Source organism: Enterobacter sp. Lyrl_3, from assembly GCF_051948675.1.
Classification (GTDB): domain Bacteria; phylum Pseudomonadota; class Gammaproteobacteria; order Enterobacterales; family Enterobacteriaceae; genus Enterobacter; species Enterobacter cloacae.
In genome coordinates this window covers 104107-116091 of sequence record NZ_JAYJLI010000006.1, presented here as the reverse complement: position 1 = coordinate 116091, position 11985 = coordinate 104107, and the positions used below count along the sequence as shown (strand labels likewise).

At 55.7% G+C, this 11985-nt stretch carries 14 protein-coding genes; 6 read left to right on the top strand and 8 right to left on the bottom strand.

Annotated elements, in window-relative coordinates:
• Positions 1 to 141: 141 nt before the first annotated feature.
• The 4 genes from xseB to VF709_RS13560 all read left to right on the top strand — a co-directional run bounded on the left by xseB (position 142) and on the right by VF709_RS13560 (position 4209).
• The gene (gene xseB, locus VF709_RS13575) at positions 142 to 384 is read left to right on the top strand and encodes an exodeoxyribonuclease VII small subunit (RefSeq protein ID WP_008503331.1); all 243 of its coding nucleotides are present in this window, start codon (positions 142 to 144) and stop codon (positions 382 to 384) included.
• Positions 385 to 1284, top strand: a complete 900-nt coding sequence (gene ispA, locus VF709_RS13570) for a (2E,6E)-farnesyl diphosphate synthase (RefSeq protein ID WP_014830869.1) — start codon at positions 385 to 387, stop codon at positions 1282 to 1284.
• 24 nt (positions 1285 to 1308) lie between these two features.
• Entirely contained in the window at positions 1309 to 3171 is a 1863-nt protein-coding gene (gene dxs / locus VF709_RS13565; RefSeq protein ID WP_149896809.1) for a 1-deoxy-D-xylulose-5-phosphate synthase, read from the top strand.
• A gap of 63 nt (positions 3172 to 3234) precedes the next feature.
• Positions 3235 to 4209, top strand: coding sequence for an aldo/keto reductase (locus tag VF709_RS13560; protein WP_097534043.1), 975 nt, complete (start codon positions 3235 to 3237; stop codon positions 4207 to 4209).
• Between the two features lie 74 nt (positions 4210 to 4283).
• Here VF709_RS13560 and thiL read toward each other — a convergent pair whose 3' ends face one another.
• The 5 genes from thiL to nrdR all read right to left on the bottom strand — a co-directional run bounded on the left by thiL (position 4284) and on the right by nrdR (position 7889).
• Entirely contained in the window at positions 4284 to 5255 is a 972-nt protein-coding gene (thiL, locus tag VF709_RS13555) for a thiamine-phosphate kinase (RefSeq protein WP_440231740.1), read from the bottom strand.
• A gap of 77 nt (positions 5256 to 5332) precedes the next feature.
• Positions 5333 to 5752: a transcription antitermination factor NusB gene (nusB, locus tag VF709_RS13550; RefSeq protein WP_006809908.1), complete on the bottom strand. Its 420-nt coding sequence runs from the start codon at positions 5750 to 5752 to the stop codon at positions 5333 to 5335.
• 21 nt (positions 5753 to 5773) lie between these two features.
• Positions 5774 to 6244, bottom strand: a complete 471-nt coding sequence (gene ribH / locus VF709_RS13545) for a 6,7-dimethyl-8-ribityllumazine synthase (protein WP_003859098.1) — start codon at positions 6242 to 6244, stop codon at positions 5774 to 5776.
• Between the two features lie 87 nt (positions 6245 to 6331).
• Positions 6332 to 7435, bottom strand: a complete 1104-nt coding sequence (ribD, locus tag VF709_RS13540) for a bifunctional diaminohydroxyphosphoribosylaminopyrimidine deaminase/5-amino-6-(5-phosphoribosylamino)uracil reductase RibD (protein ID WP_149896807.1) — start codon at positions 7433 to 7435, stop codon at positions 6332 to 6334.
• Between the two features lie 4 nt (positions 7436 to 7439).
• Positions 7440 to 7889, bottom strand: coding sequence for a transcriptional regulator NrdR (gene nrdR, locus VF709_RS13535; protein ID WP_008503337.1), 450 nt, complete (start codon positions 7887 to 7889; stop codon positions 7440 to 7442).
• A 152-nt stretch (positions 7890 to 8041) separates the two neighbouring features.
• On the opposite strand from nrdR, the gene VF709_RS13530 reads away from it, so the two are divergent.
• Positions 8042 to 8581: a DUF3251 domain-containing protein gene (locus tag VF709_RS13530; RefSeq protein WP_014830864.1), complete on the top strand. Its 540-nt coding sequence runs from the start codon at positions 8042 to 8044 to the stop codon at positions 8579 to 8581.
• Between the two features lie 271 nt (positions 8582 to 8852).
• Positions 8853 to 9731 (top strand): nucleoside-specific channel-forming protein Tsx, encoded by an 879-nt coding sequence (locus VF709_RS13525; protein WP_058681199.1) that lies wholly within the window; start codon positions 8853 to 8855, stop codon positions 9729 to 9731.
• A 78-nt stretch (positions 9732 to 9809) separates the two neighbouring features.
• Here VF709_RS13525 and VF709_RS13520 read toward each other — a convergent pair whose 3' ends face one another.
• From VF709_RS13520 to secF, 3 genes are all read right to left on the bottom strand, one after another.
• Positions 9810 to 10490 (bottom strand): helix-turn-helix transcriptional regulator, encoded by a 681-nt coding sequence (locus tag VF709_RS13520; protein ID WP_020686374.1) that lies wholly within the window; start codon positions 10488 to 10490, stop codon positions 9810 to 9812.
• A gap of 14 nt (positions 10491 to 10504) precedes the next feature.
• The gene (locus VF709_RS13515; protein WP_045292953.1) at positions 10505 to 10870 is read right to left on the bottom strand and encodes a VOC family protein; all 366 of its coding nucleotides are present in this window, start codon (positions 10868 to 10870) and stop codon (positions 10505 to 10507) included.
• A gap of 140 nt (positions 10871 to 11010) precedes the next feature.
• Positions 11011 to 11982, bottom strand: coding sequence for a protein translocase subunit SecF (gene secF / locus VF709_RS13510; protein WP_013095834.1), 972 nt, complete (start codon positions 11980 to 11982; stop codon positions 11011 to 11013).
• Positions 11983 to 11985: the final 3 nt, after the last annotated feature.

The following is an 11985-nucleotide window of genomic DNA, read 5'->3' as shown; positions in this document are numbered from 1 at the left end:
TATTACAGCCCACACCCGTGGCTGCATCCAGGCGCGCAAGTATACCACCATCGCGCCGTTCCTGTGCACATTGCGCGTTATTTGATAATTGCCCCGAGTCCGTTACCATGTCGGGGCTGAGAATATAAGAGTCAATTCACTATGCCGAAAAAGAACGACGCACCGGCCAGTTTTGAAACTGCGCTGAGTGAACTGGAGCAGATCGTCACCCGCCTTGAGAGCGGTGATTTACCGCTGGAAGAGGCGCTCAATGAATTCGAGCGTGGCGTGCAGCTGGCGCGCCAGGGGCAGGTTAAACTGCAGCAGGCCGAGCAGCGTGTGCAGATCCTGCTTTCCGATAGCGAAGACGCTAAGACAACGCCTTTCACACCGGACGCCGAGTAAATGGATTTTGCTAACGAGCTTCAGGCGCGAGTCATACGCGCCAACGACGCCCTGCGCCGTTTTATTGCGCCACAACCTTTTCAGAACACTCCACTGGTTGAGGCCATGCACTATGGCGCACTCTTGGGTGGAAAGCGCCTGCGCCCGTTCCTCGTCTACGCCACAGGCAATATGTTTGGTATCAGCGATACTACGCTGGACGCCCCGGCTGCCGCCGTTGAGTGCATCCATGCCTACTCGCTTATCCACGATGATTTACCGGCGATGGATGATGACGATCTGCGTCGCGGTCAGCCAACCTGCCATATTAAGTTTGGCGAAGCGAATGCCATCCTGGCGGGGGATGCCCTGCAAACGCTGGCATTCTCTATTCTGAGCGATGCGCCGATGGCAGAAGTCAGCGATCGCGACCGTCTGGCAATGGTTTCCGAGCTGGCGATGGCCAGCGGCGTTGCCGGCATGTGCGGTGGGCAAGCGCTGGATCTGGAGGCAGAAGGACGTCAGGTTAATCTGGAACAGCTGGAGCGTATTCACCGGCATAAAACGGGCGCACTCATCCGTGCCGCCGTACGCCTGGGCGCACTGAGCGCGGGTGAACAGGGGCGCAAAGCCCTGCCGATTCTGGACAGATACGCAGAAAGTATCGGTCTGGCGTTCCAGGTTCAGGATGACATTCTGGATGTGGTGGGCGATACTGCAACATTGGGTAAACGTCAGGGTGCGGATCAGCAGCTTGGCAAAAGTACCTACCCCGCCCTGCTGGGTCTTGAGCAAGCCCAGCGTAAAGCCCGGGATCTGATAGAGGAAGCCCGCCAGTCGCTGAATGAACTGGCCGCGCAGTCTCTCGATACCTCGGCACTGGAAGCGCTAGCGGACTATATAATCCAGCGTGATAAATAAACACACTATCTCGATGAGCCTTTGATGAGTTTTGATATTGCCAAATACCCGACACTGGCGTTAGTTGACTCCACCCAGGAGTTGCGTCTGTTGCCGAAAGAGAACCTGCCGAAGCTGTGCGACGAGCTGCGTCGCTATCTGCTCGACAGCGTAAGCCGCTCCAGCGGACATTTCGCCTCCGGGCTTGGCACGGTCGAGCTGACCGTTGCGCTGCACTACGTCTACAACACCCCGTTCGATCAGCTCATCTGGGACGTGGGCCATCAGGCCTATCCACATAAAATTCTGACGGGTCGTCGCGATCAAATTGGCACGATCCGCCAGAAAGGCGGCCTGCATCCGTTCCCGTGGCGCGGTGAGAGTGAGTACGATGTTTTAAGCGTCGGCCACTCCTCCACCTCCATCTCTGCGGGTATCGGTATTGCCGTGGCCGCCGAAAAAGAGAACAAGCAGCGCCGCACCGTCTGCGTGATCGGCGACGGCGCCATCACCGCCGGGATGGCCTTTGAGGCCATGAACCACGCGGGCGATATCAAGCCGGACATGCTGGTTATCCTGAACGATAACGAAATGTCGATTTCCGAGAACGTCGGCGCGCTGAACAACCATCTGGCACAGCTGCTCTCCGGCAAGCTTTACTCCACGCTGCGCGAAGGCGGCAAGAAAGTCTTCTCTGGCGTACCGCCAATCAAAGAGCTGCTCAAGCGCACCGAAGAACACATCAAAGGCATGGTCGTGCCGGGCACACTCTTTGAAGAGCTGGGCTTTAACTATATTGGCCCGGTTGATGGGCACGACGTGCTGGGGCTGGTCACCACGCTCAAGAACATGCGCGACCTGAAAGGCCCGCAGTTCCTGCATATCATGACGAAAAAAGGCCGTGGTTACGAACCGGCGGAAAAAGATCCGATCACTTTCCACGCGGTACCTAAATTCGATCCGACCAGCGGTTGTCTGCCAAAAAGCAGCGGCGGTATGCCGAGCTACTCCAAAATCTTCGGCGACTGGTTATGTGAAACCGCGGCGAAAGACAACAAGCTGATGGCCATCACCCCGGCCATGCGTGAAGGTTCCGGCATGGTCGAGTTCTCCAAAAAATACCCTGGCCAGTATTTTGACGTGGCGATTGCCGAGCAGCACGCAGTCACCTTCGCGGCGGGTCTGGCGATTGGTGGATACAAACCGGTGGTGGCGATCTACTCCACCTTCCTGCAACGTGCCTACGATCAAGTGATCCATGACGTTGCCATCCAGAAGCTGCCGGTGCTGTTTGCTATCGACCGCGCAGGCATCGTGGGTGCTGACGGCCAGACGCACCAGGGTGCATTCGATCTTTCGTTCCTGCGCTGCATCCCGGACATGGTTATCATGACGCCAAGTGACGAAAACGAATGTCGTCAGATGCTGTATACCGGCTACCACTACCAGGATGGTCCAAGCGCGGTTCGCTATCCACGCGGTAACGCGGTAGGCGTTGAGCTGCAGCCGCTGGAAAAACTGGCGATAGGTAAAGGTCTGGTGAAACGTCGCGGTGAGAAAGTGGCAATTCTGAACTTTGGTACCCTGATGCCAGAGGCCGCTAAGGTCGCTGAAGCGCTTAATGCCACTCTGGTGGATATGCGCTTCGTGAAACCGCTCGATGAATCCCTGATCCTGGAAATGACAGAAACCCATGAGGTGCTGGTGACGCTGGAAGAAAACGCCATCATGGGCGGCGCAGGTAGCGGCGTGAACGAGGTGCTGATGGCGAACCGTAAAGCCGTTCCGGTACTGAATCTTGGTCTGCCGGATCACTTCATTCCGCAAGGTACTCAGGACGAAGCCCGCGCGGCAATTGGCCTGGACGCCGCAGGTATTGAAGCCAAAATTCGTAGCTGGCTTGCCTGATCCTTCCCCTTTTCCGCTCCTGCTATGCTTAAACGTATTGTTTAAAAAAGCAGGAGTGGAACCATGCAATACACGACATTAGGAAAAACGGATCTTAACGTTTCCCGACTTTGCCTGGGCTGTATGACCTTTGGCGAGCCTGACCGGGGTAATCACGCCTGGACGCTGCCGGAAGAGAGCAGCCGCCCTATCATCAAACGCGCCATTGAAGGTGGCATTAACTTCTTTGACACCGCCAACAGCTACTCCGACGGCAGCAGTGAAGAGATCGTCGGCCGTGCCCTGCGCGATTTTGCGCGTCGTGATGAAATCGTCGTCGCCACCAAGGTCTATTACCCGGTGGGCGATCTGGCTGAGGGCCTTTCTCGCGCCCAGATCCTGCGTTCCATTGATGACAGCCTTCGACGCCTGAACATGGACTATGTCGACCTGCTGCAAATTCACCGCTGGGATTACAACACGCCCATTGAAGAGACGCTTGAAGCGCTCAACGATGTGGTGAAAGCCGGTAAAGCGCGCTACATCGGCGCATCGTCTATGCACGCGTCGCAGTTTGCTCAGGCGCTGGCTCTGCAGGCGCAACATGGCTGGGCGCGCTTCGTCACCATGCAGGATCACTACAACCTGATCTATCGCGAAGAAGAACGCGAGATGCTACCGCTCTGCTATCAGGAAGGCGTGGCGGTGATCCCGTGGAGCCCGCTGGCACGTGGTCGCCTGACCCGTCCGTGGGGGGAAACCACGGCCCGCCTGGTATCGGATGAAGTAGGAAAAAATCTTTATTCCAGTACAGAAGCCAGCGATGCGTTAATTGCCGAACGGTTAGCCGGGATCGCCGACGATACTGGAGCCACCCGCGCCCAGGTCGCGCTGGCATGGCTGCTGAGTAAACGCGGCGTCGCGGCACCGATTATTGGCACTTCGCGGGAAGAGCAGCTTGATGAACTGCTGAATGCGGTGGATATCACGCTGACGCCGGAGCAGATTGCCGAGCTGGAGACACCGTATCAGCAGCATCCGGTGGTAGGGTTTAAGTAATCCCTCTCCCTAACCCTCAAATACGTAAGCCGGGTAAGGCGAAGCCGCCACCCGGCAGTACAGATCGCACAACATCACCCGAAGTGATCGTACCCTTTCCAGTCCAGCGTAACGGGCGCACCATCTTTCACAAACTTCAGCCCTTCACTCTCTGGCATGATCTGGCCGATACAGGTAAATTTCGCGCCGAGATGCGCTAACGCCACATCCAGCGTCCCACGGTTGAGCTCAGGCACGGTAAAGCACAGCTCATAATCTTCTCCACCGGAGAGCGCCCAGCGCAGCGCCTGCTCAGGCTCGACGTGTCGAAGCAGCTGCTCTGATAGCGGGAACAGATCCAGGTCAACGCGCGCGCCGACACCGCTGGCCTTCAGAATATGACCGAGGTCTGAGATTAACCCGTCCGAGAGATCGATAGCCGAGCTTGCCCGTTCGCGTAGCTCCTGGCCGTGAAGAATACGCGGCGTTGGCCGAAGATGGCGTTTGACCAGATACGCCGCGTCGTCAGTGTCATTCACGGTTAAGCGATCCTGAAGGATCGCCAGTCCCGCTGCGCTGTCGCCCGGCGTACCGGTGACGTAGATCCAGTCGCCAGGTTTCGCCCCGGAGCGTTTCAGCGCGCGTCCAGCCGGCACATAACCGTGGATCGCGAGCGTCATCGATAGCGGCCCCGCCGTGGTATCGCCACCAATCAACTGCATGTCGTAGTAGTTAAGCTGCTCAAACAGAGCGTCACTAAAGGCTTCAAGCCAGGGTTCATCGACCTCTGGCAGCGTCAGGGCCAGCGTTAACCACGCCGGATCGGCCCCCATCGCAGCCAGATCGCTCACGTTGACCGCCAGCGCTTTATACGCCAGGTCGGCAGGATCGATATCAGCTAAGAAATGGCGCCCGCACACTAAGGTGTCGGTGCTGATTGCCAGCGTCTGTTTTTCGGGAATATTGAGAAGTGCACAGTCATCGCCAATGCCGGTTTCAACATCAAGACGAGAGGTTCTGACACGGTCGAAATAACGGGCAATCAGGGAGAATTCGCCGCATGCCATACGTTATGCCTCAGCAAATAAAAGAAAAAACCGGAGCCGCACTGCCCGTCAGGCAATGCAGAGCTCCGGTTTGCGGATCACTTTTTGTGGGGGCGGATCGCAGGTGCTGCTTTATCAAGAACGCCGTTTACAAACTTGTGGCTGTCTTCAGCGCCGAAGGTTTTCGCCAGTTCGATCGCTTCGTTGATGGCCACTTTGTACGGCACATCATCACGTTTAGACAGCTCAAACAGCGCAATGCGCAGCACTGCTTTTTCTACCTGACCCAGCTCTTCGAGCAGACGGGAGAGGTAGGGTTTCATCAGACCATCGAGATACGCGCTATTAGTCGCCACTCCCGACAGCAGTTCACGGAAGTACAGAACGTCAACATCTTTCACGTCCTGTTCTGACAGGAACTGGTATTCAACATCAGCGATGTCGTTCTGGGACAACTGCCAGGAGTAAAGTGCCTGAACGGCACATTCACGGGCGCGGCGACGAGCAGCAGGTTTCACGGAATTCCCCTTACAAAAAAATCAGGCCTTGATGGCTTTTAATACATTGATCATTTCAAGCGCGGTCAGTGCAGCTTCTGCACCTTTGTTACCGGCTTTAGTGCCAGCACGTTCGATAGCTTGTTCAATACTTTCGGTGGTCAGCACGCCGAACGCGACAGGAATTTCAGCATCCTGTGCAACGTGCGCCAGACCATTGCTTGCACCGCCCGCAACGTATTCGAAGTGCGCAGTGCCGCCACGAATAACGGTACCCAGTGCAATCACCGCGTCGTATTTACCGGTTTTCGCCAGCGCGCCCGCTGCCAGTGGCAGTTCGTAAGCACCTGGAACCCACACAACGGTAATGTTGTCATCTTTAACCTGGCCGATACGTTTCAGGGCGTCAACCGCACCTTCCAGCAGGCTATCGTTGATGAAGTTGTTGAAACGCGCAATGGTGATGGCGACGCGAGCGTCCGGGGTAGCTACAGCAGCTTCAATAATGTTCATACTCTTCCTTTACGGGTTCATTTGGCCCCGCAGGGGGGCGGATTTTATCATAATACTTTGCGCACTGCTTCCCTATTTCAGGAGCAATTACGCTGTCGTTAAATGGAGGCAAACATCCGGACCCACCGGACGAATCTCGCTAAATTTGAGTTGTGGTGCATCGGCCAGTTTTTCAAGGCCGGGCAGCACAAACAGGCCACGCGCGTCGCTACCCAGCAGTTTAGGCGCAACGTAGACAATCAGTTCATCGACCAGACCTGCCTGGAGCAGTGCGCCTGCCAGCGTCGGGCCGGCTTCCACCCAGATGCTGTTCACCTGCTGCTTACCCAGCAGCATCATCAGCACCACTAAATCCAGATGACCGTTGTGCTCCGGCACCATAATGCTGCGCACGCTTTCCGGCCAGTCGCGTGAATCATCTTTTGTGCGGGCAATCCAGGTTTCACCGGGCTGCTGCACAATGCGGTGTTCAGGCGTGACGCGGTTCTGGCTATCAATGACAATACGCAGCGGCTGACGCAGGTTTTCCTGCGGATACAGCGCCTGGGTATCGGCATTCAGTTCGTTCCAGCGCACGGTCATGGCCGGATCGTCCGCGAGAACCGTTTCACTGCTGGTGAGGATAGCATGGCTTTGCGCACGCAGACGTTGCACATCGCGCCTTGCCTGCGGCGAGGTGATCCACTGACTTTCGCCGTTCGCCATCGCCGTGCGGCCATCCAGTGAGGCGCCCAGCTTGAGCTGAATATACGGGAACCCGGTACGCATACGCTTCAGGAAGCCTTTATTGATAGCTTCCGCGTCCTGCATCATCAGGCCGTGGCTAACATCGATCCCTTCCTGCTGCAGACGGTACAGACCACGTCCGGCCACCTGGGGATTAGGATCCTGCATCGCAGCGACAACGCGTGACACTCCCGCCGCGATCAACGCTTCACAGCATGGCGGCGTGCGCCCGTGATGGCTGCACGGCTCAAGCGTCACATAGGCCGTAGCTCCGCGCGCTTTTTCACCCGCCATACGCAGGGCATGCACCTCAGCATGGGGCTCGCCCGCGCGGTAGTGGAAACCTTCGCCCACGATCTCGCCATCTTTAACAATGACGCACCCGACGTTGGGGTTGGGATGGGTGGTAAATCGACCGCGCTGCGCCAGCTTCATGGCGCGCGCCATGTACATCTCATCCTGCATGGACTCAATCCTGTAAGCGGGCGATCTCTTCGCCAAACTCTTTGATATCTTCGAAACTGCGGTAGACAGAGGCGAAGCGGATATAGGCAACCTTATCGAGCTTTTTCAACTGCTCCATCACCAGATTGCCGATCATCTTGCTGGGCACTTCACGTTCACCCAGACCACGAAGGTAAGATTTAATGTGGTTTAACGCCATTTCGACGTCATCCGCGCTGACGGGGCGTTTCTCCAGCGCCTTAAGCATTCCGCTGCGCAGTTTCTCTTCGTTAAACGGCTCGCGCACGTCGTTACTTTTTACCACGCGCGGCATGACCAGCTCTGCCACCTCAAAGGTCGTGAAACGCTCGTTACATACCAGACACTGCCGACGGCGGCGTACGGAAGACCCTTCGCCCACAAGACGAGAATCGATGACTTTGGTATCCACAGCGGAGCAGAATGGGCAATGCATACGGTATCCCTGTTATCTGGTTAACTGACTTTCATTTTACCCTGAACTGGCCTGACAACAAAGGAAGAGCTTTTTGAGACAAAGGATCTATGTCTGTCGGGATGATGCTGGCTACCATTACGGTGATCCGTTATTTCAAGGAATTAAACGCAATGACAAGACGTTACCTGAAAATTCTGCTGGTGGGGAGCCTCTTCACCCTTAGTGCCTGTGCACAGCAAACCGAAGTCCGCCAGATGAAACAGAGCGTGAATACGCTCAATACGGCAATGGACAAACTGAACAAAGAGACCGTGAAGATCACCCAGCAAAACGCGCTGAATGCAAAATCCACCAGCGGAGTGTATTTGCTGCCGGGGGCCAACACCCCTGCCCGTCTCAACAGCCAGGTTGGCACGTTAAAAATGTCGCTGGTGAATGTGGCGGCAAATGCGGATGGTACTCGCGCAACATTACGCATTCAGGGTGAGTCCAACGATCCGCTGCCAGCCTTTAGCGGCACCGTCGAGTGGGGCCAGATCCAGGGCACCACCGAGAATTACCAGGAGGTGAACGTGAAGAATCAGCTCTTCACCGCCCCGGCCAGTGTTTTAGCGCCGAGTGATGTGGATATTCCGCTGCAGTTAAGCGGCCTTACGCCCGATCAGTTAGGCTTTATCCGTATTCACGACATCCAACCCGCCGCGCAGTAACCCCCCTCCTTTTGAGCGGAGTGAAATGTCACTCCGCTAACATTTACATTTCGTATGGATTGGCAACATAAATGATTGCCGCTACAATCCCGGCCGTTTAAAGTACGCAAACGTGAACGCAATCGATTACGCGTGTGAGAGATATGTGAAACAACACATATTTTTGTGAGCAAGGATTCCTATAATAGGCTCCGCAGAAACACGAAATATTTAGAAACGCAATTCGCGCATTTTTCACTCCCGGAAGGGAATTTCAATCAGTGGCATGATTATGAAAAAAACATTACTCGCAGCCGGCGCCGTGCTGGCATTGTCCTCCTCTTTCACTGTTAACGCAGCGGAAAACGATAAACCACAATACCTCTCCGACTGGTGGCACCAGAGCGTTAACGTGGTCGGCAGCTACCACACCCGTTTCGGACCTCAGATCCGTAACGATACCTACCTGGAGTACGAAGCGTTCGCCAAGAAAGACTGGTTTGATTTCTACGGCTATATGGATGCACCGGTCTTCTTCGGTGGTAACACCGACGCAAAAGGTATCTGGAACCACGGTTCCCCACTGTTCATGGAGATCGAACCGCGCTTCTCTATTGATAAACTGACTGGTACCAGCCTGGCGTTTGGTCCGTTCAAAGAGTGGTATTTCGCGAACAACTATATCTACGACATGGGCCGTAACAAGTCCGGTCGCCAGAGCACCTGGTATATGGGTCTGGGTACCGACATCGACACGGGCCTGCCAATGAGCCTGTCTCTGAACGTGTACGCTAAGTACCAGTGGCAGAACTACGGCGCTGAAAACGAAAACGAATGGGATGGCTACCGTTTCAAAGTGAAATACTTTGTGCCAATCACCCAACTGTGGGGCGGCAACCTGAGCTATATCGGCTTCACCAACTTTGACTGGGGTTCAGATCTGGGCGATAAGAGCGGTTACGCTGAGAACGGTATTAAGCAGCGTACCAACGATTCCATCGCTTCCAGCCACATTCTGGCGCTGAACTACGATCACTGGCATTACTCTGTTGTTGCGCGTTACTGGCACAACGGCGGCCAGTGGAACGACGACGCTAAACTGGTATGGATGAACGAACACGTCCGTTCTACCGGTTGGGGTGGTTACCTGGTAGTGGGTTACAACTTCTAATCGTGTGATTGTTGCCGGGTGGCGCTGACGCTTACCCGGCCTACAAAACCTGTGCGGGCTGCCTCTCCCCGTGGCTTGTTACTGCTTCACCTTGCGCAAAAAATCCGCCAGCGATCGGTCTGCACTCTCACTAAAGCGTCTTTCCGTAAGGACAATTTTGAGGCATCTGTCGAGACGGAAACAGCGATAGTCATCGCGCAGTTCACACCATGACGCCAGTAGCCAGCGTTCTCCCCAAAAAAACAGCCCCAGCGGCTGAACCTCACGCGTTGAAAATTGCCCCGCTTCGTCACGATAATGCAGCACGAGCACGCGCTGGGCCGAGATCGCCTGATGTATGACATCAAAATCACTGCGGGAGTGGCTTTTCATGCCAAAATCCGGGGCATAGATCCGCGTCTGCTCTGCCTTTCGGCGGCTCTCTTCGGGCAGGATCGCGAGCACTTTCTCCTGTGCCGACTCCAGTTCGCGCGACAGCGACTCCCCGCCCCAGGTGGTAAGCAGGCGAATAGCCACAATCAGCGCCTCAGACTCCTTGTTTGTCAGCATCAGCGGCGGCAGGTCAAACCCCGACATCAGCCGGTAACCGCTCCCCGCTTCGCCCTCCACCGGCACGCCGGAAAGCGACAGGTCGCGGATATCGCGGTACACCGTGCGCTCAGAAACGCCCAGCCGGTCCGCAAGATGCGCTGCCGTTGTCAGACGTCGGCCCCGCAGGATCTGTACTATCTGAAACAAACGGTCAGCGCGTCGGGTCATTTTTGCTTACGCTCTCAGGCAGGTTGATGAAGGCCGACGCGATTACCTTCGCTGTCGGTAAATAAAGCAATAGTACCAATACCGCGCGGTAACTCCAGCGGGCCAAACACGCACTCGCCGCCCGCAGAGGCAATGCGATCGAGCGTTGCTGTCAGATTGTCAGTATGCAGGTAGATAATGGCCCCCTGCATCGAGGGAATAATCCCCTCAAATTTTGCCAGCGCGCCGCCGGTAGCCGGATCCTCATGCGGGAATACCGCCAGCTCGGCGCTGTCCATTTTCTCGCGCCTCAGTGAAACCTGCATCACCGGCTCATAAAATTTGATGGCGCGATCCATATCCGCGACCGGGATCTCAAACCAGTTAATCACACTTTTCATACATCCTCCTGCCTCTTGTTTGGGTTCAACAGGAGTCTACGACAGGGCTCCTGACAGCATACTGTCAGGAGTGTTTGTCAGGAGCAGATAAAAAAAAATCCCGGTCAACAGACCGGGATTTCGATAACGCGATAAACGTCTTACGGCAGAATAGACGGCTGATCCGCCCCTTCTTTCTCGACTTTCTGCTGGAGCAGGTGCTCGCGCTTCATGCCAAGTTTCAGTGCCAGAGCGGACGCCACGTAGATTGACGACGCAGTACCGATAGACACACCGATCAGCATGGTCAGCGAGAAGCCTTCCAGCACTGGACCACCGAAGAGATACAGCATCAGGATCACCATCAAGGTGGTACCGGATGTGATCAAGGTACGGTGCAGCGTCTGGGTCAACGACACGTTAAAGATTTCGTACGGCGTACCGCGACGGATCTTACGGAAGTTTTCACGAATACGGTCAGATACCACGATACTGTCGTTCAGGGAGTAACCGATAACGGACATCAGGGATGCCACAATTGTCAGGTCAATCTCAATATGGAACAGAGACAGTACGCCCATGGTGATCACCACGTCGTGCGCCAGTGCGATAACCACACCCGCCGCCAGTCGCCACTCAAAGCGGAAACCGACGTACACCAGGATGGAGATCAGCGCCACCAGCAGTGCCATCGCACCGGTTTGCGCCAGATCCGCACCCACGCTCGGGCCGACGAACTCAATACGCTTAACCGTGGCGTTCTGGCTGGTTGTTTCGTTAATCACGCTAACAACCTTGCTGCCCAGCTCCTGGCTGCCGTTGGCATCGTGTACCGGCGGCATACGCACCATGATGTCGCGGCTGCTGCCGAAGTTCTGCAGCAGCGGCTCTTCAAAGCCCGCTTTCTGCAGTGACTGACGCATTTGGTCCATATCGACCGGTTTTTCCAGGGTGATTTCAATCACCGTACCACCGGTGAAATCCAGACCCCAGTTAAAGCCTTTTACGCCCATAACGACGATGGACAGAATCAGCAGTAAACCTGAAATGCCGAAGGCCCAGTAGTCCCAGCGCATAAAGTCCCAGACTTTACGGCCGTGGTTCAATTGTTCAACAGTATATTCCTGTGCCACAAC

Coding starts and splice junctions, on each gene's coding strand:
- xseB (WP_008503331.1), top strand. CDS start 142: ATGCCGAAAAAGAACGACGCACCGGCCAGTTTTGAAACTGCGCTGAGT.
- ispA (WP_014830869.1), top strand. CDS start 385: ATGGATTTTGCTAACGAGCTTCAGGCGCGAGTCATACGCGCCAACGAC.
- dxs (WP_149896809.1), top strand. CDS start 1,309: ATGAGTTTTGATATTGCCAAATACCCGACACTGGCGTTAGTTGACTCC.
- VF709_RS13560 (WP_097534043.1), top strand. CDS start 3,235: ATGCAATACACGACATTAGGAAAAACGGATCTTAACGTTTCCCGACTT.
- thiL (WP_440231740.1), bottom strand. CDS start 5,255: ATGGCATGCGGCGAATTCTCCCTGATTGCCCGTTATTTCGACCGTGTC.
- ribH (WP_003859098.1), bottom strand. CDS start 6,244: ATGAACATTATTGAAGCTGCTGTAGCTACCCCGGACGCTCGCGTCGCC.
- ribD (WP_149896807.1), bottom strand. CDS start 7,435: ATGCAGGATGAGATGTACATGGCGCGCGCCATGAAGCTGGCGCAGCGC.
- nrdR (WP_008503337.1), bottom strand. CDS start 7,889: ATGCATTGCCCATTCTGCTCCGCTGTGGATACCAAAGTCATCGATTCT.
- VF709_RS13530 (WP_014830864.1), top strand. CDS start 8,042: ATGACAAGACGTTACCTGAAAATTCTGCTGGTGGGGAGCCTCTTCACC.
- VF709_RS13525 (WP_058681199.1), top strand. CDS start 8,853: ATGAAAAAAACATTACTCGCAGCCGGCGCCGTGCTGGCATTGTCCTCC.
- VF709_RS13520 (WP_020686374.1), bottom strand. CDS start 10,490: ATGACCCGACGCGCTGACCGTTTGTTTCAGATAGTACAGATCCTGCGG.
- VF709_RS13515 (WP_045292953.1), bottom strand. CDS start 10,870: ATGAAAAGTGTGATTAACTGGTTTGAGATCCCGGTCGCGGATATGGAT.